This window comes from Nibrella saemangeumensis (genome assembly GCF_039541915.1).
Lineage (GTDB): Bacteria > Bacteroidota > Bacteroidia > Cytophagales > Spirosomataceae > Nibrella > Nibrella saemangeumensis.
In genome coordinates this window covers 53,317-74,579 of record NZ_BAABHD010000031.1, presented here as the reverse complement: position 1 = coordinate 74,579, position 21,263 = coordinate 53,317, and the positions used below count along the sequence as shown (strand labels likewise).

Sequence of the window (21,263 nt, the reverse complement as noted above, 5' to 3'; positions counted from 1 at the left end):
AACCGGATCAGGAGCAAACAGGACAGTTCAACTGGGCACGGCTACAGCAAGCAACTGACAGTTAATTTCACCCCCATCTGTCAGACTAAGTCTTGACTACTACAAATCAACGCTACGGCTTTTTCGACTGTAAACAGACCTTTCTGATTCAGTCTCCAACTAAGCTCACATTTTACTCATTTAGTCTCAGATTACTCAGACGGCCATAATGGATCTAGGTCTGGGTTAGCGCTTCTTTGTGAGTTCCATCAATTACTTGACATTAATAGCAATTTGTCAGCACCGTTTTAAAACTATATTACCGAAGTGAACGTAAAAATTTTGCACAGTCAAAATTGCTTTGAAGGCATGCTACTTAGGCTTTCCTTAAAGGTAAGTGGCTCCTGCCTAGCTGCTGTAGGTGGAAAACTAGATTCTTTCTTCGGCTTTAAAAGTGTATTTAAGTTAAAAGAAGGATCATATATCATTTAAATCTTCAAGCAACTTAATAACATTTTTTATTTCATATAAGCGTCTTAAAACTATGCCGTTCTTATCTATTATTAAATAAGTAGGAAAACTTGTAATATTATATAATTTATTTACTTCACCACCATCTCCTTTTAATTCAGAAAGCTGGACCCAATTTAAATTATTATTTTGAACTGTCCTTATCCATTTCAATTTATCATTTTCATCTTCAGCTGCTAGACCAATTATTATTAACTTATTCGCATATCTCATGTTAATATTTTTTAATTTTGGAATAGCCTGAATACAGGGAGGACACCAATGCCCCCAAAAATTTAAAAGGACATAACTACCTTTATAATCTTTAAGAGAAATAAGCTTTCCAGCTGTATCAGCTAATGTAAATACCGGTGCGATTTTACCGGTTCTGGGTTGACTCTCTAATAATTGTAACCGATTTGCTAATTGTTTTCCATAAAAACTAGTTCGCACAGACGGAGTAAAGCTTTTATATAATTTTTCATAGGTACTCAAAAAGTCTTCTTGATAAAAGGTTTGCCAATATAGTAAGTAAGCGCTCGTTCTTGCAGATGGGTGTTTACTTATATAATGCAATGTTGCATTACTCTTTTCTTCTATTAGTATGGTTCTGACGGAATCAGGCTGATTTTTCCTTTTATCTTCAAAGATCCATTCAATATTCCTTTTGTAAGAATTTAGTAAATTATTTTCGCGAGTTCCCGAAACTGTTAATCTATTATGCTTTTCAATCGTACCATTTACTTTTATTATCCCTGGCTCGTACCAGAGCAGAGTATAATGTCCTGGATTATTTGAATCCATGTAAAGGCGAAACTGACCATCATCGCTTGGTTTAGCCTTGTAAGAAAAATGGTTATTAACAGCTAGAAGTGTGTCAACTTTTTCGTTACCACTTTTTTGATAACGTACGATTACCTTTTTACTTCCTAACCCTTGAATATATCCATCTATGAGACAAGGCTGAGCAAATGAGTTTTGATAAATTAGGAATGTTATGGTAAACTTTAGAAATAAGGTATTTTTCATAAATTTACATATTAGAGTTAATTCGAATTTTTTGATTAAGCTAACAAGAGCTAGTGGTTTATCTTTGTGACATGATCACATAACGTTGAAACAGGACCCCACTCAGTTTCTGGCTTTGAATAGTCTGTTGCCCCAAGAGTTTGACTGGCTGTTAAACACGTATACCCCGCATTAGGAGTGCTATCACCGCTATCATACCTTTGCAGGCTTATAGCCAGCAGCCTGCCTTCTTGGAATGATTCAATGCCGTGCTGAAAGGAACCCCCACCTAACTGCTGTTTCTGCTGACTTACCTTTACCTAATGACCGATTCTTTGCAACATCACCAGGAAACCAGTTTTGACTTGTTTCAGACCTAGGTCAGCGTCATGGCACTTGTATTGCTTGTCATTCTCAATCAGACGCTGGCCGAGTTGGACTTTCTATCAGTGCGCAATAGCGAGTAACTGGCAGGTCTCTTGCGGCAGCACCCCAGAAGCTCCTCTGTTACGATAACTTGGAGCGGCGGATTCTACTCAACAACGATGGAGCAACTCAGGCTGGTAAATACGTTGCTAAAAAAAGCGAATCGGCTGAAAAACAATATTATGTGTAATAGCACTCAACGCCTCTGGTTTCTGTCAGCTACAGAATTAAGTAATCTGCAAGACAAAAAGATAGCAGAGAAGTGTGCCTTACTACTGCCGGTGGGCAGTATGTTAGGCCAAGCCTTAATGTTTGTGAAACATCAACCCGATTGTATGCAGTTGGAGATGCTTCTCAAGAAACCCAAGAGCTTATTGGGAAGTTTGTAAACCTGTTTACAGGGTGTTAGACTTCCCACTTTTGAGGTAAGCCTTATCGGTCAAACCAATACTACAGCTTCTTTGGTAACTAATCTTTTGCGATGTCTTTCGATAGGCTAATTCTGTCAGACCTCAATATTCCAAAGAAAATTTCCCAACACTTTCTAAAAATGTTGTATTGAACTTCAGCCAACTCATATACAACCAGGTGCTTATTCCTTTAAGCGTGGCCTTCAAACATGCTAACTACAGCATTAAGCGGCTACAGAAGCTCAAGGATACCTCGCGGGTGCTAGCAGTTGGTTTCTTGATACGGTCATTGCCGTTGCCTGCGCAACCTGCAAGTAGTCAAGTAGCGGCGGGATTACCTCGCACACGAGCGCGATTTAAAGAGCAAATAAAACTTGTTTAACCCCTATTAATGATCTAATTTCTTTTATAGAGGAGATTATTAAGGTGAATAAAGTTTAATACTTTCTTTTGGAAGAAGCTAATGATTGTTTTAGGCGCCTTACCTGTTCATTCGCTGCTTTCAAAATTTTATTTTACAGAGAAACCGCTTTGGGTCTTCTCTGGTTTTTCAAGCCACTTTTGACTTGTATAGCCCCCGATTAACTGGACAGATTTTTAAAGTAGTTGAGTCGCATTGATCTGCTTTTTCCCACTTGTCCTGTGGGTTAATGAAACCCAACAACCTGTGACGCTTTGCATTATTGTAATGATTAAAGATTGTCTCTACGTTTCCTTAGCGATCCGTCGCCGCAGTAGTTGGCAAACTCATGCCGCTTAGACTTTTAGTTTGTAGTTTAGTTTATTGAAATTTAGATTCAAATTTTACGTCATTATAACACTCTTTAATACTGGAGACTATTTCTTACGTATTATGTTTACGGCCTTCCCTATTTAGAACAAACGTAGGGTTTTCTAATTAAAGTGGTTATCAATTTTGGGACAAAAACTATCAATTTTGGGACAAGCGTGTATCAATCCTTATAAAGTTGTGTCATAGTCCTCTAAATAGATGGAGACAAAATCAGAAAAAGATTCGTCACTAACTTTAAGAAGGTGTTTGGGAATTAAGTTTGGTGATCGGGTTTGATACGCTGGACCATCACTTGAATGTTAGCCAAGTACAGCCAGGCTACCGAAGAAGATACCGCAACGGCGGACCGTGGTATACTCATAATCTTTGACAACCCTGCGGAAGAAGTTGCTCCAAGCTATGCTTCGTTCGACTACCTAACGTTTAGCCACAGGCACAAACCCTCTGGCCGTCTCAGGCCGGGAAGCCTTCTCAAAACGGATGTTCCATTTGTCCAATGGTTGAGCAAACACGCCATTATAAGCTTGGTCTCCATAGACTTTCTTCAAACGCTCACTGAGGAGGGCAATCTCGGTCACCAGACTCGAAGCCGCCCGGCCATCAGCTTCATCGGCTCCATGCACCCAAGCCAGCCACAGCCGTCCACCGGTATCGACTAAGAACTGTCGCTTGCGTCCATTGACTCGTTCATGAGCATATAGCCCTCGGTATTCACAGATTAAGGGTGATCTTGCCCGCCTAAGTAGAGCCGACCATTGGGTGCCACTGCGGCAATCAAGCTTAGATGGCTACGCCCTAGTTGATGCTCCAGCACCGGTGTCTGCCCACAGAGTGACCAAGTCTTAGCTAACAGGGGCAGCAGGTAACAAGCGGCCTCATCAATATAGAGAACTACCTGCTGTTCCTGTTGCGCTTTTTTAACTCCGGTAGCCGCTCTTCTTGCCAGGTCTTGACCTGCTGGGCATTTTGCTGACGCGCCTTACGAATGGGCTTCTGCGGGCTCCAGCTTAGTTTATGCAGAATACGGCCAACCTGCGTCTGTTTATGGCTGATCCCGAACAGCTGCTCAATGAGTTTGCCTACACGTTGTAGAGTCCAAATCTCACCGGTAAAGCCATGATGTAGAGCTCCTTTTCTGAGCTCCTCCACCAGTTCTTGTAGTTGTTCAGCCGTCGGTTTCGCATAACTACCCGGTGGTTTACGCCGTTGTAGGCCCTGAGTTCCCTGCTGGCGGTACTTCTTCAGGGTAGTACTCACCCAACCCTCGGTAAAGCCTAAGGCAAGCCTAAGGCCTGAGCAATAGTAACCTGTTTCCAACCTTCTTCTTTAAGTTGGGCGCAGCGTTTACGAAACTGTTCATATTCCTGTGCGGTGTATTTTGCCATTGTACAAGCAAGATACAACCTTTACAACCCTATGCACTCCTCAATAACAACGGACATTTTTAATTTGTGGCTACTCTGCTCTCAGTCTCCTTTTATACGATTCTTGTGAAGTTTTTCACCGTCTTATAAATTTAGCTTTATAAGACATGGTGAATCTCTGAACTTTTTAGTTTCTTTACCGGCACAACACTGCTGCTATGTCGCTGCTGGCCAAACTCTCCGATGCTCCCCAATCCGAACTGGGTAAAGCCCAGTCCCGGTTGACGGTTAGTCAACTCATCCGCTACTTTGCGGCCGATCTGCCCAAGTCCAGCAACTACCCGCGTCACGCCAAAGCCTATGTGCGCTACTGCCTGAAAGAAAACCTGGGCATTGATGCCTTTAGCTTCGGTCGCTATGCGGCCGATCTGCCACCCAACCGCGTATCTCCGTTGCGCAAGTTCATGCTTTTCTACCAGGCCATCGGGCAGCCCCTGGTGGTAGCCGATACCCGGCAGCCAAAGATTCCGCCGGCAGCTAATGACCTGGTGCTGCGTTTTATCCGGGAAGCCAAAAACCTCAGGGGTGAGCATTCAAAAGAGACGTATACCAAAGCCCTCAACTCTTTCTTTGCTTATGTCTCGGACCAGCAGCAATTGGGCCAATCGGCATCGCTCAGCGGCATAACGGTGGCGGATTTTGTGCAGCACCTGAAGCATGAAGACTATTCTGCCTTTACGATAAACCTTTATCTTTCGGCTGTGAAGCAACTGGCCAGTTGGTGCATCCGCAAACGGCAGGAACTGAAGCTGGAGCCTGAGCAGCTCAACGCCTTGCGCGACATCGCCGACGTGAGGGGACTCGCTATCGAACGCACTTTTTACAAAGACAGCCTGGAGGCTAGTGAGCGCCAGCAACTGCTGGCCGATACCAAGTCGGCCCGCGACAAAGCGATGCTGGCTTTACTGGGGCTGGAGGGTCTGCGGACGGTAGAGGTCACTCGGCTACGGCTGGGCGATCTGGATTTTACCCGTGGTCAACTGCTGGTGCTGGGAAAAGGCAAGCACACCCGAAAAGCCATTAAGTTCTTTGCTGCCTGCCGGGAGTTGTTACAAGCTTACCTGGAAGAGATCGGTTGTTGGCCCCTAAAGCCGGAAAACCGATCAGAACCTTTGTTTCCGGAACTGAAGACCTATCAGATCCGGTATGTGGTGGATAAACAACTCCGCAAACAGGGCCTCAAACGTAGCGGTATGTCGGCCCACAGCCTGCGCCATTCGGCAGGCCAGTTGCTGCTGGAAGAGGGCGTCAGTCTGGAGCATGTGCAGCAGCACCTGCGGCATGAGACCCTGGAAACCACCCAGTTCTATACCAAAAAGAAAACCCGGAGCACGTATTTTCAGCAATTACCGGATTAATGCTCGTCATGTCCTGAAGCAGACTCCGAGTGGGTACCCAAAAACCTAGGGCACTGCTTCTCCTTGTCGTTTTAAACCAGGATAAGCTGCTTCCATAATCGCTCGTAGTATCGTTGGAAAAGGGATAAAAAATGTACCCTAGCTCCATACAAGTCGCAGTTATAGATTTATAGATCTATAAGCTAAAGGGTAGAGAAGGTTTAACAATCTAAAATTAGGAACTTTTCTGCCAATGTTTCAGTGCTGGTCAGTCCGCAAGAGCGGCCCCTGCAAGGGCCGCCCACTCATTGGTCCACATTCACTTGACTATATACAGTCTGATTTTTCCCGGGCGTCCACTGCAGATTAGTTTTTAGGTTAAAAATAAACCCCTATCTAGGTGAGAGCATTATTACCCTATCCATCCTTATTTATGTTATACTTAACTTTTCATCTAAGCCTTACACAGCGTATTTTAACGAAATTTGCAAATGAACGAAATACCGTTATTTGAAGAACTTGCCCGCCTATTATCACTGTACGAAAGTCTACGCCGAAAACATCCTTTTAGTAGTTTATCCGAGAAACAGCCAATAAAACAGCATTTACAAGAATTATTCAACCAACTTCTAGAACAGAGGACTGCTGCAAACGAATTTGACAACCCTCTCAAAAGTACAGGGTATTACCTGTTACTAGAGCTTCTTCTAACAGTATGGGAACAATTTTTTCCAGCCGGGGAAGTTGATCCAACCTTTCAACAGCTAGACTCCTTTCTAGAATTTGTGGAAGAAAAGATTACGGATTTAGAGCGGGTTAATACCAGAAAACGTCTTTACCTTTCTACACGTTACGGGGTACTTTCTTTCGGTGGCCGGCCTCTCCTGGCTAGCCTGGATCCTAAGGCAGAAAGAGTTCCATTTAGCTCAGATATTAGTTCCCGTCGTATTTTCTTAGCTACCAATCCAAACCAAAGGTATTATGATGAAATCCTAGACACTGGGTCAGAACTATATGGTGAGCAACACGGTGAGTCAAAACGGATTGATCAACTGCTCCACAAGTTATGGTTGAATGGGTCCTTAACTGTTGGGCTTGCCGCTTTATCTGGGGAGGCAAAGACCTTTTTCAGTTATAAAGAGCAACGTAGTACTATAGTTGGCCACACTCCCCAATTTTCTTTTCAAGCCACTAAAGTCAGCAATGCAGATGGTACTAATGACGCGATATACAAAGAAGAACTAAAGCAATGTCTTGAATGGGCTGTAGATGAGAAAGTTAACATCTTATGTTTACCCGAATTATCGGTAAGCCCGGTAGGGCTTACCGATATGAAAAAGATACTTCAAGAACTTGGTAAACAAGACCGACTACATGCCCTCACGATTATTATTGCCGGTAGTTTTCACGTTGGGGATTATAATGAGGCCCCCGTATGGTTTATTAATTTCAACGGTGACATAGTTGAACGGACATATCGCAAGTACGAAGTTTTTGAAACACAGATTAATCCAAGCCATGAAACCACCCATTCCGAGTTCCCCGGCTTGGCCGAGGTGATTTCGTATGCTCACAATAAAGTAGGTAGCTCCGTTGCCTTTAACCTTTCTGAACATATTATTCCTGATGACCAAATACTCTTACTCAATTTGCCTATAGGAAGTGTCGGTATTATGATTTGCAAGGACTTCCTAAGCACTAGCCAACGGTGCTACGGTAAATACCGCGATTTACAACCTGACCATCTGTTCATTGTTTCGATGAACCCAAAGAATAAGATGGCTAATGAATTTTTAACAATCTGGCGAAATAATTATAAACGCCCATTCTGTCCTGCTACTTACTATGTGAATGCAACGCAAGTGCTTACACCTGACGATAGTCAAACTGAGGCCGTATTTTTGGGGCAACCCTTTAAAACCGACGAGGTGTACTATCGTTCTGCTCCTGAAGAGGCAAAGTCAGCCCAAAGGCAGCTACCTGCTAATGGACTAGTCAGGGTTGAAGTTAGTATGCCAGCCCCTTTTTCCTCTTTGGATCCCGGATCATTCTGGTATTAACTCAGCTGGACTAAACTTTCCTTTAGCTAACTTGTCAAATATTTGTCAAATATTTATTTTGCTATTTGTCAAAACAACCTAACTTTGGTGAGTGTTTAAAAAAAGTGTCAAGTATTTTAGGGTCTAAATCTCGAAAGCCATGGCCTCTGTAGTAATGCAATCGCTTCAGGAATCGATTTTGTTGATGAAGCAAACCCCCAGTGATGTCAAGCGGGTAACTCAAGGATTACTGGACGCGGAGTCCGGTCAATTAGATAGCTTACCACGGGATATCATTACTCATTATTTCAATGAGGTTAGTGCCGCTCTATTAAACTGGATGGGTAAAGGGCAAGTGCAAGCTATTGAAGATGTGCTTAGAATGCTTGGACGTACAATTTTGTCAAAAAAAGAGCTTGCCGTTCCTGCTGGTCTAACATCACATCAGCGGATAGGGATGCAATTAGCCACCCTTTGCGCATTGATGAGTGTTTATCTGAAAGTACAAACCTCCGTAAGCTACAATTCTATGCTAACAGGTAAGCAGAATAGGACCTGTAGGTATATTCTGCGTGCTTTTTTAGGGGATCCCGAACAACCCTATCAGCTAAGTAGGTTGACTGTGGACGACATAAAAGAACGGTTGGAAGGCTATGGAGATGAGCACAAAGGAACATCAAGACAAAATATTGACATTCAACTCAAGAAACTTGTAACAAAAGGATTGGTTAACAGTGAGCATGAAGGGAATCGTGTTTACTACCGTTTGAGTGATTTAGGTAAACTTGAAGCTAAGGCCTATGGTCCTCTACTAACACCAGTAATGGAGGGCTAGAATTGGATCGTTCAGGCGCATGTAAGGTTCAGCTGTGAGTAGTGAGGTGAACGTGATCCAATGAGCGGGTATAGAGGGTTGATTAAATAGACCGCAACAGCCCGCGAAGGCAGAGAGTGTTCAATCAAGTGTGTCAAGTTAGAAAAGCATAACTTGACAACTAAATGGGAAAGGGGAAAAAAGACTTTGACTACAGCAGCTTCCGCCAAGAAGCCATCCAACGCCTGCTCTCGGGTGACAAAGAACTCACCGGCAAAGATGGTTTACTCGCACCTTTGTTGAAGGACCTGCTGGATGCAGTCTTGTCGGGGGAGGTGCAGGCTCATGTGGAGCAGAACCGACCGAATCGACGAAATGGTAGCAAGCCTAAGAAAGTCAAAACCGCTCACGGTCCAGTAAATGTAGAGATGCCCAGGGACCGGGAGGGCACCTTCGAGCCGCAACTCATCGCCAAGCGACAAACCACCTTAGGCGAAGGCTTAGACAACCGTATTCTCTCGCTCTACAGTAAGGGCATGTCCTACGAAGATATTCAAGCGCATTTGCAAGAGTTGTATGGACTTGAGATTAGTACTGGCCAACTCTCGGCCATCACCGATAAGGTGCTGCCGGTCATCGAGCAGTGGCGTAGCCGTCTCCTGGAACCGGTGTATGCCTTTGTGTGGCTGGACGCGGTGCATTTCAAAGTGCGTCAGGAGGGCAAAGTCGTCAGCAAGGCAGCCTACAATGTCTTAGGTGTTGATCTTCAGGGCAGAAAAGACCTACTGGGCATCTATATCGGTGATGCGGAGAGTGCCCGTTTCTGGCTGTCGGTGTTGACGGACTTGCAAACTCGGGGTGTGCAGGACCTACTAATCTGCTCGATTGATAACCTGACAGGCTTTGGTGACGCCATTGAAGCTGTATTCCCCAAAGCGGATGTGCAGTTGTGTCTGGTTCACCAGGTGCGTAACTCGTTGCGCTATGTGACTAGCAAGGATCAGAAAGAAGTAGTGGCGGATCTAAAGCCTATTTACCAAGCGGCTACTCTGGCGCTTGCCGAACAGAAGCTGGCCGAGTTTGTGGCTAAATGGACAGCGAAGTACCCCTTGGTGGTGGAGAGTTGGCAGCGCAACTGGCTGCGGCTGACGCGTTTCTTTGAGTACCCATCCGCTATTCGGAAGGTGGTTTACACGACCAATACCGTAGAAGGCTTCCATCGGCAGATCCGCTGTGTGACCAAGTCGAAAGGGGCTTTCTCCTCGGAAACAGCCTTACTAAAGGTGTTGTACCTGACTACTCAGCGAATCATGGAGAACTGGAAAATGCCATTGGCCAACTGGTCACTGACGGTGCAACAGATAGCTATTTTGTTCGGAGATAGGGTGAAGTCGTACTTGAAAGTTTAAATCATGACACACTTCATTGAACATATCCCGAAGGCACGGTACGCCGCGCGGTACCATGACCGTTGCCACTGCGGTTGTTTTACTCATACTTTCTTTGTGAATATATTGTGGGCGACCCGTACAATCCTTTTCTATATTATAGAACGAAACAATTAGCTTTTTGATTATGACCAATCGAAAGCAGAGAGCTATTCTTCGGTAGGGGTGGAGGTGTGGAATGAGAGGAGAGAAAATGAGGGAAAATACCAAAGCGTTGACGAATAAAGTGTCGGCTTTAAGGCAGCCGACCTTAGCCTGACCGATCTCAACTCAGCCAATCTCATTAATTGTAGTTAGCACAATGCCCAATTTTCCGCCGGTCTCGGCCGCTCCGGTGTACTGTGGGTAGCACGCCCGGTCGGAATAATTATTGACGTATAAAGCTGAATAGTTGATCTAATAGCGGTGATTTGCGCATCAACACCGAATCAACATAAACACCAGTTTGCCGCTCCTTCCGAATGTCGATCAGACCAAACCAGCTGGCAAACTGCTCGACAAACCGCCAGCGGTATACCCGCTCAAACGCTAACGACAGACCCGATAGCCGCCCGGAGGGAATCGGCTCCCGCAAGTGGGGAAAGGCTTGGAGTACTTTGGTAGCATAAAAATCCACTGCCCGCCATTCGTTGCCGTACCGGTGGACCAGGTACAGGGAATAAGCCCAGCCGAATTGACCCGCATTGGTTTGGGTATGGTCCAGATACGCCCAATTAAACCGCAGGGTATAATCCTGGAGCAATTGCCGCAAGAGCACCGTGCGCTGTTTACCTACCAGTTGTTGGGCTGATTTGGTTAAATAGAAGGCATTGTGTCGTTTCCTGACATAAGGACTGAGCGCCAGGCAGGCTTTCAAGGCCTGAAGAAAGCGCACGGAATCCTCGGAGATCTTTTTCGTAATGCCTCGCTCGATGTCGTCCTGCACCAGGAGCTTACGTTCATACAGGTTTCGACACAGAGCCAGCGGCAAATTCCCTTTGGGCGTCAGTTTTAGGGGTGGGTCCACTAGTAGTTGCTGGAAGAGGGTCTCCATCAAGACAAAGAAAGGAATCTGATCCAGTAGCGAATCGGTCAGATTGGGCTGTACGGTTAGGAGCGATTCTCCTCCCCAGGGATCGCTCAACAACATATGCATCTGTTGAGGCGACAGGCCGTCGAAATCCGGATGAGGCCGCTGATTGCGAACCTGGATAAAAGCGGCCATTTTTTGATTCACTTCCTCTAGTGATAAGTGACCGCTGGTGACCTCGGGATGGGCGGAGATAAAGGCTTGCCAGATTTCTTCAGCGACTCCCATACGACAAGGTGGTGGACTCGTTGGTGAGTAAATCAAAGATAATGTAAAACGCAAACACAGGCATTCATCACGCGGCTAAATCCACTGGATTGTGCTTTTGTTTTCATACCGTTTTCACAATGGGCATTCCTGGTTTGTTATCTCTTCGAACACCACTTGACATCTTACTAAACATTTATGCTACTCAAGACATAAATTCATTAGATTTGAACAGCCTGATTTCAACTAAACCTGAAAAACGCTACACTGAGAGAAAATGAATTATCGAGATACAGAAAAACTAGTTATTAAAGCAATAGATCAGAAGCGAGTTTTAAAGATTCGTCAGAAAGGTTCTGACTTTGACATTGAGTTAGAACCCTACATCGAGGGGAATGACTTTTTACAGCAAAAATTCGTTTGGGGTTATATTCCTTTCAACCAAGTGTACTATAAGTTTTACTTTGAATTTGCAGAACGCATAAAGATTACAGATAAGACATTCACTCCGCCTGAAAATATTCATTATTATTTCAGCGATGAAGAAGAGCATTTTGGTAGCCTTGAGTCAATCCACCGTTGGCAAAATTTTGGCAAGCATGAGTGAGTAATAGGCAAAACCCTTTGTTTCTCTATTTGGGGTACTTCTACCGAAAATTTGTTGTCACCTTACTGCGTCTTCCTATAAGAGAGTCAAGCAAGCCGTTTCGTCTGAGTTGAGTAACGGCCACCATGGCGGGGTCAAGTGGAAGGGCTTGTAAACCGGGGTAAACCACCGGCACTCAAGACAATCAAACGGCAGATGTATGGCCGAGCCAGTTTTGCGCTCTTATCCAGGCGAGTAATTTGGAGGAGTGGTTAAGCCTCTTCACCAAAAGTGATGATGAAGGACCACTTTCTGCCGAAATAAATACTTTGCGCCGGGGTGTACAGTTAAGATTTACCTTGCAGCAGAATCTGCTGGATTTCTTCCCGAGACAGGTACTTTTCGGCTACCGGGTTTCCCTCCCTGGCTTCGTAGTGCTCCACCTTTCTGGCAAGATACTCCAGTTCCGTGTAGAGTCGGTTCAACTGCTGTTTCTGATGATTGCGAACCCGGCAGGAAGGGGAGCAAAACTTAGCCCCGGTACGGACCTTCGCCTCTTTGCCACAATACGCACAGATGATAGTCGCCATATCCGTAAAGTAACGCTTATTCCGTTGTAAACAAAGCTTTCTCTTTTTTCCATTTATACAATTAGGTGTAGATCGTCAACAGAAAGTAGACAAACAGCAGATATGCTCCCAAGCAAATCTCTACCTAATGTGGCTCTGGCTTCAAACCAGGCAATGAGGTAACGGTTAGTCGTGGGGCTCAAAAATAGACCCGGATATTGTTCCGGGCCTTTGGAAGATTTTACAGGAAATCCACTGCACTAGACGCCACCTATTGTTTATCGCGTGAATTCATCAGCGCCTGTTAATACAGCCCCCCAGAGATTTTTTGGTTCATTTTGATCTGGCACGTTTTCGGCTAAAAGCCACATTGTTTTAATTACGGCCCCATTCTCAGTTTCTGTATGTTGACCAGACCAGCTAGTTAGTGAACCATATTTTCCAAAGTTTACAGTAAAAGCAATAAGGTCACCAGAAGCAAAGCCTGTGAGTGGAAACTCTTCGGTTTTACCGGGAGAGCCGACATTTGTTACATAGGTACCAGAAACATTGCCCCCATCCGTAACATCAAGGGTCATTTTTGAGCCGAGTTCGTTAACCCAAACCCCTTTGAAATTTACACTTGGAACAGGAGCGTCCACTGTGGTAGATTTACGCAGAAAAGCTTGAAGCATCGTATTCTTGTTTTTGTTCAAGGATATAATAAATTGGTGTTTGTAAGTCGAAGTAAGTAAAGAAGAATCTTTGAATTTTAAGCCATAAAGAATTGAAATTTACAAAAGTGTAGATCGTCAGCTGTTAAGCAACTCCTTAGGGCTATGGTATTGCTGGAACAGTATATAGCCCTAAGGAGTTGCTTAACAGCTGACTGAATGGGTGGCGTACTACAACCGCTCTAACTCTCTTCCGCCAAGGAGCCCCGTTTATATTTGTGCAGTTTTACGGGAACAAGTCAAATCTTAAAACTACGGCGCTATCCAGTCGAAATCGATGAGATGGCCTAAATTATCAGTCAATTTATTATCTGGATTTGACCTCAGGTACTTACCATTAGGGCCATTAACGACTTGTACAGCTTCGCCTATACTCCATGATGCTGTTGAATAGTTCCATATCCAAGTGACAGCCGAGTTGCCTTTCGTCTCCAAGAGGGCTATGGCTTCCGTTTTTGTTTTTTTCACTGCGCGTGAAATTGAGTTTTCACCTACGGTATGAAATGCGTATGCTGTTATTACGTCGTTAGCGTTTTTCCAAACCCCTGAAATTCTGTACTGAGCCATAGTTGATTTGTTGTAGAACTGTTTTCAAGAATTTACTTTTAATTTAACTTAACTCTCGCCAAATACCTTACAACGGGGTTACTATTGCGCAATAATCGAGTATCGTATAATATTATACGATATTTTGGCAATAAAATAGTAATTTGTTTAATTATTATCTGATGTTACGCAAAAGCCAAATCAATTTTGCGTAACATCAGCTGTTATAATATAAATAAGTTAATACTTTGGTTCGTTAACTTGTAAGTCCAACGACTTGCAGCAAGAAACCTAAAGTGGTTGTACAACTTTAGAAAAGAACAATCCTTCCTGTATATAGATGAACCTGGTTAGAAAATATACCAGGCTCACGTACATGGACCCATACAGTAAGTTCAAATGGACGTGTTCCTAAGATCATCATGATTGGCTTGTCCAGCCGAGCGTTCCTATAATTTGCTATCGTGGAAAGTGTCTTCCTGTCCTGAGTGCTTAGGTTTGCCTTAGCTTCTGGGTGGGTGTGCCAGTCTCCCAGGTAAGTTTCGGTTCGTCCGGTTTTCTCATAGTGACTTTTAATTTCTCTACTATGATAATCGTTATCGGGTATAAAGGAAGCCTGTTTATGAATAGCCAGGGAACCGGGTCCAACTACAGCAGTTATCACAACGTCAAGAGACGATCCCCAGTATCCTAGCAATACCCCGCCGGTTTCACAAGGTAACTTTCGGATTGTTTCCTCTAAAACAGCTATATAGGCTTCCTGTTTTAACCAAATGGTATAGAAACGACTACTCATCCTTACAGTATGGGCAGTCTGGATGTTTAACTAAAGATTGGGTTTCCCAAGTGGGAGCAATAACTGTTGCTTCTCCATCCATAAGTTTTAGAATACCTACATCCCAATCCGTATCTGGGTAACCTCCATCTACTCCAGACAGCAGGGTGGTAATGACTAATCGAACCCCCGTCAGTGCCACATTTTGTAAGTCAAAGCTGGCACCGGTGAAGGTAAGGTCGCCACAGCCGGCGGCTTGTATGTCTCCCGAATTGTCCTTAACCGGAATAAGATGTCTATTCGTCCACTTATGGTACTGCAGACACATCCAACAACCTTCTGTCTTGCCAGGTACTACTCGCATGACTAAGCCGCCCCAAGCTCCTGGAGTAGCATACATTGACACATAGGGTATGCTTCTATCTCTGGCCAAACTTGATAAATAATGATTTATGCCTGGCTCGGCAGTAGCATCGAACAACAGATCTGCTTCCGTAAGCAGATCATCCATAATCTGCTGCTCAGTTCGCACCTTTTCTGATTCAGAACGGACAACCCCTCTTATACCACCAATACGGTGGTTATAAGTAATAGTGTCGGTTCTAGGGTAATGCTCATCTATAAAACTCTTGATCGCTTCGGTCTTAAATAGTCCAGATGCGGCTAGTCCCAATGGCCATCGCACCGTTGTTGCTGGCTCTACAACATCAAAATCCATAATCCGTAACTGACCTACCTGATTACGGGCCAGCTCAAGGGCAACCGGTGCTCCCAAGGCGCCCAACCCTACCATCGCGACTTTCTTTTGGGGAAGCGCAGCTAACTTGGGTACGCGTATCTGCAAATCCTCGGTGGATAGCCTGGCTACTTTATAGTAATACGCTTCTTCTAAAGGGATCCTAGCTGGCTTTTTCTTACTAGAGTTTGGATGTTGCACCATTGTTGTCGTAACCACCAGAAACAACCATCCCAGTCCATACTTTCCCGGTTCTATTTCTTCCGGGAAATTTAGTCCCACTATACAATTGAGATATAAGTCCTGCCCTATCTGTTTTGGCTGCCGGTTTAGTGAGGTAACAGTATTCTGAGCTCCGACCAATTTTTTTAGCCATTGATAGTCCTGACTAGCATTGCCATGAGGAGGGCGTTTTTTCAGACGCAGCAGCAGACCATTAAAGGAAATAGGGAAGTGCTTCTTCAAGTTATTTGGAAGCTGATACGTTAGATGCCCAGAAGAATCGTAAGATTCTAGAACCGCCATTCGAGAAGGAAATCTCGTTTGACCGGGAATGCCCACTGAAAATTTACCTAAAAAATTTAACTCCTTTGTAGGAGTTTCTATATGATCATAAGGAGAGCTATCAAATAAAATGGGGTGAGGAGATGTTTCATAGTAGTCACTAGCCGGTTCAGCCTGCTCATCAGGATCTGCTGCCAGTATACCCGGGTCAATAATGGCCCCCTTACTCAGCACTTTACTTAACTGCTCTTTTAATAAATCAGCAAGGGTCCATTCAGGCTCCCAGTGTTGGGATGGTCTAGGCAGTAAACAAAGCTGTTTACCAAATGGATTTTGATGGCGCGGTAGATCTAGATCCGGCGCTATTACTTCGGGTCGAAAATAAGGATAGTTATCAGGATAAATGGCTTCCAATCGAATTGGTTCTACTAACCCAGCCAGATTAAAGGCCGGGTTAGTAGATTCAATTACAAGATTAATCTTCAGGATATTCTGACTATCAAGATGGCTATCCAGCTCATAGGATATTCCGACATTATCCAATGACTTTGTTTCTTTATCAAGAAGATCAGGTTTGGCTTTATACCAAGGCTTTGTACCCATGCTCATTGATTTACTGACCCTACAGGTCGATCTCCAGGAGGTTTAGGTGGGTTTTTAGGGCCAGGATCTGGTTTTCCCGGTGGGCGGCCAGGACCGGTAGGATTGCCTGGAGGAGAGGGATTTCCAGGAGGGTTGGGATTCCCCGGTGTGCCGGGGGCATTTCCAGGATTTTCATTATAGACCATATGACTTCAAATTATGATAAAATCCTAAAATAATTGTTTACTAGGATATTATCAAAAATTGTAGCTGATGTCGTGCTTGAGGGAGTAGTCAAATTCAGATTTTCCAGGTGCCTTTACGATCCCTACTACGGTACCTCCCGGTTTTATACCGCTATTCTCCTGATGTTGGATGCTCAGAATAACGTGGTGGACGAAAACGAGCCGTATGGTCGGATTCGCAATGTTATATAATCGCAAGTACTACAGGGAAAGTAGTTTAGGCTAAAAGGATTGACGTTGATGATTAAGTCTTGTCCTATAGGTGTTCATAACAAGCATGCAATACAGTTAAAACATACTAGTGCACTCTTTTGGCCGGAGCCCTTTGCTACAGCTGATGAGCCGTTCCACGCGAACGTAAGCGATTTGAGGTAGACGTTATAACACAAGTGACGGGTTGGCAGCCATAAACCTATTGTTTAGCTGCCAACCCGTCACTTGTGTGTTTAGAGAGAACCCGCTTAGTTATTGAACCTGTCGCTCAAAATATACAGCCCCATCGGACGTAACCTTGCGATCATAGCCGGCTGGGGTAGCCACATTATCGGGCATACCCAGACCTCCATAGGCGGTATTGCCTCCTCCTAAACAGCTTTTGTCGAAGCCGGAGAATTGGTCGGCAAAATTCTGGCCACGGGGGAAATGGACATCGGTCGCAGAGCTAGCATCGGCCGTGACAATCAGCCAGGTAGCTACTCCGTTGACGGTGTACTGCCGCAGTTGGACCTGCAAGCCATTCCAGGTACCCACTACCTGGCGTTCCGTATAGTTACAGGGATTACCGCTACCGTTTGTACCTGCTTGTGAAACCGTAAGTGTGCGGGTAATACCTCCGCCGTTAACGGAAACATTGCCATTACGGGCAGTACTGCTATTGCTGGCTACCACCAGATTAAAGCTGCCGTTACCATTGCCGCTGGCCGGGTTAGCCGTGATCCAGCCCACGTTGCTGCTGACGCTCCAACCGACATTGGAAGAGACGGTAATGGTCTGAGTGGCACCTCCGGTACTCACGTTATTTAAACTTCCCGGATTTATCTCTAATGTATTGGTATTTATGCTACTGGGCGATAAGCTCTTAGTATTACGACTCCCAAAGGCATAATTGTAATCAAAGCTCTTGACCAGGTTATTGTTATGATCCCGAATCGCACGTAAGCGGCTAAACCGGTCATATTCGTATTTGGTGGTCCAATTGTTCGGGTCAGTAACTGTTTTAACCCCTTGTAGTGGAATCGTTGTATTATCACCAGGGTTATAATAACTGTACTGGGTGGTTAAGCTAGGTGCGCTGCCAGGATTAAGGACTTCGCTTTGTAACGCAGAGGACGTAAGGGTAAAACCATTCAGGTATTGATTTTCACTCAGCCAGTTTACCTGAGTTCTAATCCCATTCCGCTGGATGTAACTTGTTAAGTTACCACTGCCATCATAAGATTCATAGGAGATGGCCTGGACATAATTGCCATTCTTTACCAAGCTTCCGGAGCCTACCGTCGCAGGAGTAAAGCTGCTTAACCGACAACAGTTGTTATAAATATTTAACGTTTGCATTTCCGTTGGGAAGGCGTATTCATTAAGAAACTCCCCAAATACGGTAAGCTTTCCACCGGTTAGTAGAGGGTCTGATTCTCCGGCATTTATTTTTTTGAAGGAATACTCCTCTAATATGGTGGAAAGCATATTGCGGCTAACTAAGCGTTGGATTCCACGAGCAAAGCCTGAAGGATTCCCTGGCAAAGCAAAATCGTAAGCGTAGCGAAACCGAGTATAGCCAATTGTGCCGTCGCTCTCAAAAACACGCTGTTCTTTTGCCTGAAAATAATTGTCATAATCCGTTTCAGTAGTTCTTAGTACCCACTGACCACCATTTGTCTGAGAATACGCATATTCTTCTGTTTTATATAAACGTACATTGCCTTTAGGCCAGGCATAATACACAGGAACAGCAAACTGTTCCGCCAATGCACTACAGGGCGGTTGGTTCAAAGCATTAGCATTATTCTCATGCATCATCCAACCTTGTGTAACCACCAGCTGCTTATGGGCCAATAGGCCCGCATTGGCAATCTCCGCGTTTATTGCATTGCCATAGGTATTCACCTGTTTAAAAACTGGCGTGGCCGAGTTGTTGTATACCGTTTTCGATTCCAGTTGGCCCCGATTCCAATGAAAGCTCTTCAAAAAGGTTGAATTAGAAAAACCCTGAAGGCCAACGGTCATGTCTCCCGAAGTCCGGAAACGATAAACCGTTTTACCGTTGGTGCTCTGAATGGCTCCTTGATAAAATCCATCATATTCGGCTACTTCCCGGTAGGTGACCGGGCTGCCATCAAAAGGAACTAAATTCCCATTAAAATTAGAGGTGAACAGACTCGTTCGCTTCTTACAGTCAGGAGCTACTTTTTCGGTGTAATTAGTAGACCATAAGCTATTATTCAGATTTATGTTGAGATCCCCCCAACCACTTTCGTTTTCCCCGTACTGGTACGTTTTTGTTTTCACCGGTTCGTAATCCGAAGCAGCGGTTTCCAGCCGTTTGATGCGTAAGCCTCCGGCTAATTTGACCCCTTGTCCTTGATCATAATACTTGTTGGCTTCATAATAGAAACGGGAGAACCCTCCTGTAGGATACGTTATTTTATTGAGCACCCAAGCCTGCATATGCGACTCACTCGGGCTTCGATCGGCTCCCCCAACCGTAACCTGCCCGGCATAACCCGAAACGTTGTACATGCTTACCTGCTGCTGAGGGATCAGCGTGGGCTGCCCCTGGCTATTCACATTGTTTTTGCCATTGTAGTAACCCCACGTATCCCGGCTCCGGGAAGTAGGACCAGGGAGAGCCGTGCCATTGTAATCGAACCGATAAGTGCCGATGGTACTACCATCGGCATCCTGAAGCGCAACGGCATCTAATTTCAGAGGACTATAGCTACTGCCGGTAAAATAACTTTGCTGGAGATCGAAGCGCTTCAGCATTCGGTAGGTTTGCGCATTTAGATCCCGGCCATACAGGTCAATTTTGTCTAAACCCGTATTGTTGGTTCCCGGTAAATCCGTACGGTTAAAGCCGGATAGTGTTAGTTTACCCCCTGGAAATACGATTTCTGTCAGCTGAGCCGCATAAAAGCTGGTATACACCTGCGCTTGACTAAAGACCCGTTCTCCAACACCGTCTGTACAGGAGCCTTCAACGCGATCAACCAGTGTTTCAGTATCCAGAAAATCGGTATAGCTCGAATAGGAATAAGGAGTGTAGGAGAACAAGACGACATCACCCGGACGGGTACCCTGAATTGAGCTTAAATGCCAGGCACTAAATTGAGTTTGGTTAGTAGTGTTGGGCGTTACCGTTTCCCAGTCTTTAAACGTATACGTAATCCCGTTTTCATCGGTGATGCGGAACTCCGTAAATAGATTGTTATAGTCACCTCTTGAATAGGTAATCTTAATTCGCTCATAAGGCATCGAGGTGGCCATACTACCGGTGCCATCGGGCATGAGAATAAACTTGCCGCTTTTGCCGGGAATACTAAAGCTGAAGATATCGAACCCGGCATCGAACGTTCCCTTGGTATACTCTTCCAGCTTTGCTGTTGTTGATCCACACCACGTTTCAGACTGCCCAAAGAAGTTATTCAAACCCGTTTCCAGAGGATGGTTTAAAATCCCAACCTCATCGGGCCGGCCAATGACCGTTCGGCTGATGACACCACCGGCGTTAAGCGCCCAGCCTAAGCCAGCCCAGGAAGCTACATCCGTAACTTTGTTTCCGCCGGCATGATAATCCAGACTAACCGGCACCTTGACGGTACCCGCTTCGATTTCATAGATGGGAACCGTAATGGTTGGAATACCCGTGTTGAGGTTAACGGGGTGTTCGCCAAATCGGCCCAGAGCGGCTACGTTCGGTGATTGAGGAGAGATTTTGGGTTTGAGTTTGTCTACATCTACCGAGTTTTGGGGAAAGCCAAAACGAGTGAGGGCCAGTAAACAAACCAGCAGATAAAGATTCTTCATAAGTTACGGGGGTATTCAGGATTTAGTTACGACGCACGAAGTAATAAGCGCCCTCGTACTGTGTGCCGGTAAACATCGATTTGTCAAAGACCAACGTATCGGCCTTGCACTCGAACTGATAGGTGTCGCGGTTATTGAAGGTCGCCCGAAAGAGGGCTACTTCGTAGGGAGTGCCTTGCCAGTTTAGGGTGAACTGACTGCCGGATGTGGTAAAGGTAAACGGCATCGTTTTGGGCGTGTACCGTTGGTTCTGGCAATCGTAAAAATGGAAGTAGCCTTTGTTGGGCCCTTGGAAGAAGAGGACCAATTCCTGCTGTTGTCTTGTTGCCGCCAGGCCTCTTCCCGGTTTAGCGGTGTGTTCGGTCCCGCACAGCAGGAAATCATTCCCCCATTTGCCGGCAAAGCATTCGGGCGCTAAGCGAGGGGCTGAAACCAGCTGGTTTCGGGTGGTAAATCCACCCACAAGCAGAAATAAAACGAGGGTAAATAATATCCGGGTCATTGGTAAAAAGAAGCGTAA

Annotated in this window: 16 protein-coding genes; 5 read left to right on the top strand and 11 right to left on the bottom strand. The window is 45.1% G+C overall.

What is annotated here, in order from left to right:
* Nucleotides 1-456: 456 nt before the first annotated feature.
* Both ABD949_RS16645 and ABD949_RS16640 read right to left on the bottom strand, forming a co-directional pair.
* Entirely contained in the window at nt 457-1,518 is a 1,062-nt protein-coding gene (locus ABD949_RS16645) for a redoxin domain-containing protein (protein WP_345244988.1), read from the bottom strand.
* 2,499 nt (nt 1,519-4,017) lie between these two features.
* Nucleotides 4,018-4,383, bottom strand: coding sequence for a winged helix-turn-helix domain-containing protein (locus tag ABD949_RS16640; RefSeq protein ID WP_345244987.1), 366 nt, complete (start codon nt 4,381-4,383; stop codon nt 4,018-4,020).
* Between the two features lie 325 nt (nt 4,384-4,708).
* Here ABD949_RS16640 and ABD949_RS16635 point away from each other — a divergent pair, with 325 nt between their 5' ends.
* The 4 genes from ABD949_RS16635 to ABD949_RS16620 all read left to right on the top strand — a co-directional run bounded on the left by ABD949_RS16635 (nt 4,709) and on the right by ABD949_RS16620 (nt 10,149).
* Nucleotides 4,709-5,908 (top strand): tyrosine-type recombinase/integrase, encoded by a 1,200-nt coding sequence (locus ABD949_RS16635; RefSeq protein WP_345244986.1) that lies wholly within the window; start codon nt 4,709-4,711, stop codon nt 5,906-5,908.
* A gap of 470 nt (nt 5,909-6,378) precedes the next feature.
* Entirely contained in the window at nt 6,379-7,947 is a 1,569-nt protein-coding gene (locus tag ABD949_RS16630; RefSeq protein ID WP_345244985.1) for a hypothetical protein, read from the top strand.
* Between the two features lie 139 nt (nt 7,948-8,086).
* Nucleotides 8,087-8,761: a winged helix-turn-helix domain-containing protein gene (locus tag ABD949_RS16625; protein WP_345244984.1), complete on the top strand. Its 675-nt coding sequence runs from the start codon at nt 8,087-8,089 to the stop codon at nt 8,759-8,761.
* 164 nt (nt 8,762-8,925) lie between these two features.
* Nucleotides 8,926-10,149: an IS256 family transposase gene (locus ABD949_RS16620; protein ID WP_345244983.1), complete on the top strand. Its 1,224-nt coding sequence runs from the start codon at nt 8,926-8,928 to the stop codon at nt 10,147-10,149.
* Between the two features lie 406 nt (nt 10,150-10,555).
* Here ABD949_RS16620 and ABD949_RS16615 read toward each other — a convergent pair whose 3' ends face one another.
* Nucleotides 10,556-11,485, bottom strand: a complete 930-nt coding sequence (locus tag ABD949_RS16615) for a hypothetical protein (protein WP_345244982.1) — start codon at nt 11,483-11,485, stop codon at nt 10,556-10,558.
* A 256-nt stretch (nt 11,486-11,741) separates the two neighbouring features.
* On the opposite strand from ABD949_RS16615, the gene ABD949_RS16610 reads away from it, so the two are divergent.
* A complete protein-coding gene (locus ABD949_RS16610) occupies nt 11,742-12,071 on the top strand; it encodes a hypothetical protein (protein ID WP_345244981.1) in 330 nt (109 codons plus the stop codon).
* Nucleotides 12,072-12,397: 326 nt separating this feature from the next.
* Here ABD949_RS16610 and ABD949_RS16605 read toward each other — a convergent pair whose 3' ends face one another.
* The 8 genes from ABD949_RS16605 to ABD949_RS16575 all read right to left on the bottom strand — a co-directional run bounded on the left by ABD949_RS16605 (nt 12,398) and on the right by ABD949_RS16575 (nt 21,245).
* Complete coding sequence (locus ABD949_RS16605; protein ID WP_345244980.1) at nt 12,398-12,640, bottom strand: hypothetical protein; 243 nt, start codon at nt 12,638-12,640, stop codon at nt 12,398-12,400.
* 257 nt (nt 12,641-12,897) lie between these two features.
* Nucleotides 12,898-13,293 (bottom strand): avidin/streptavidin family protein, encoded by a 396-nt coding sequence (locus ABD949_RS16600; protein WP_345244979.1) that lies wholly within the window; start codon nt 13,291-13,293, stop codon nt 12,898-12,900.
* 291 nt (nt 13,294-13,584) lie between these two features.
* Nucleotides 13,585-13,899, bottom strand: coding sequence for a DUF3892 domain-containing protein (locus ABD949_RS16595; protein ID WP_345244978.1), 315 nt, complete (start codon nt 13,897-13,899; stop codon nt 13,585-13,587).
* A gap of 289 nt (nt 13,900-14,188) precedes the next feature.
* A complete protein-coding gene (locus ABD949_RS30820) occupies nt 14,189-14,674 on the bottom strand; it encodes a Mov34/MPN/PAD-1 family protein (protein WP_425576764.1) in 486 nt (161 codons plus the stop codon).
* Complete coding sequence (locus tag ABD949_RS16590) at nt 14,667-16,496, bottom strand: ThiF family adenylyltransferase (protein ID WP_345244977.1); 1,830 nt, start codon at nt 16,494-16,496, stop codon at nt 14,667-14,669. Before ABD949_RS16590 ends, ABD949_RS30820 begins: the two co-directional genes overlap by 8 nt.
* Before the next feature lie 19 nt (nt 16,497-16,515).
* Nucleotides 16,516-16,671 carry a hypothetical protein gene (locus tag ABD949_RS16585; protein WP_345244976.1) on the bottom strand — a complete coding sequence of 52 codons (156 nt, stop codon included), beginning with the start codon at nt 16,669-16,671 and terminating at the stop codon, nt 16,516-16,518.
* Nucleotides 16,672-17,185: 514 nt separating this feature from the next.
* Entirely contained in the window at nt 17,186-20,743 is a 3,558-nt protein-coding gene (locus ABD949_RS16580; RefSeq protein ID WP_345244975.1) for a BACON domain-containing protein, read from the bottom strand.
* A 22-nt stretch (nt 20,744-20,765) separates the two neighbouring features.
* A complete protein-coding gene (locus ABD949_RS16575) occupies nt 20,766-21,245 on the bottom strand; it encodes a hypothetical protein (RefSeq protein WP_345244974.1) in 480 nt (159 codons plus the stop codon).
* Nucleotides 21,246-21,263: the final 18 nt, after the last annotated feature.

Excerpts from the sequence above, each read along its gene's own strand:
- ABD949_RS16620 (WP_345244983.1), top strand. The coding sequence starts at position 8,926 with ATGGGAAAGGGGAAAAAAGACTTTGACTACAGCAGCTTCCGCCAAGAA.
- ABD949_RS16635 (WP_345244986.1), top strand. The coding sequence starts at position 4,709 with ATGTCGCTGCTGGCCAAACTCTCCGATGCTCCCCAATCCGAACTGGGT.
- ABD949_RS16585 (WP_345244976.1), bottom strand. The coding sequence starts at position 16,671 with ATGAAAATCCTGGAAATGCCCCCGGCACACCGGGGAATCCCAACCCTC.
- ABD949_RS16580 (WP_345244975.1), bottom strand. The coding sequence starts at position 20,743 with ATGAAGAATCTTTATCTGCTGGTTTGTTTACTGGCCCTCACTCGTTTT.
- ABD949_RS16645 (WP_345244988.1), bottom strand. The coding sequence starts at position 1,518 with ATGAAAAATACCTTATTTCTAAAGTTTACCATAACATTCCTAATTTAT.
- ABD949_RS16625 (WP_345244984.1), top strand. The coding sequence starts at position 8,087 with ATGGCCTCTGTAGTAATGCAATCGCTTCAGGAATCGATTTTGTTGATG.
- ABD949_RS16575 (WP_345244974.1), bottom strand. The coding sequence starts at position 21,245 with ATGACCCGGATATTATTTACCCTCGTTTTATTTCTGCTTGTGGGTGGA.
- ABD949_RS16610 (WP_345244981.1), top strand. The coding sequence starts at position 11,742 with ATGAATTATCGAGATACAGAAAAACTAGTTATTAAAGCAATAGATCAG.
- ABD949_RS16590 (WP_345244977.1), bottom strand. The coding sequence starts at position 16,496 with ATGGGTACAAAGCCTTGGTATAAAGCCAAACCTGATCTTCTTGATAAA.
- ABD949_RS16595 (WP_345244978.1), bottom strand. The coding sequence starts at position 13,899 with ATGGCTCAGTACAGAATTTCAGGGGTTTGGAAAAACGCTAACGACGTA.
- ABD949_RS16630 (WP_345244985.1), top strand. The coding sequence starts at position 6,379 with ATGAACGAAATACCGTTATTTGAAGAACTTGCCCGCCTATTATCACTG.
- ABD949_RS16605 (WP_345244980.1), bottom strand. The coding sequence starts at position 12,640 with ATGGCGACTATCATCTGTGCGTATTGTGGCAAAGAGGCGAAGGTCCGT.
- ABD949_RS30820 (WP_425576764.1), bottom strand. The coding sequence starts at position 14,674 with ATGAGTAGTCGTTTCTATACCATTTGGTTAAAACAGGAAGCCTATATA.
- ABD949_RS16615 (WP_345244982.1), bottom strand. The coding sequence starts at position 11,485 with ATGGGAGTCGCTGAAGAAATCTGGCAAGCCTTTATCTCCGCCCATCCC.
- ABD949_RS16600 (WP_345244979.1), bottom strand. The coding sequence starts at position 13,293 with ATGCTTCAAGCTTTTCTGCGTAAATCTACCACAGTGGACGCTCCTGTT.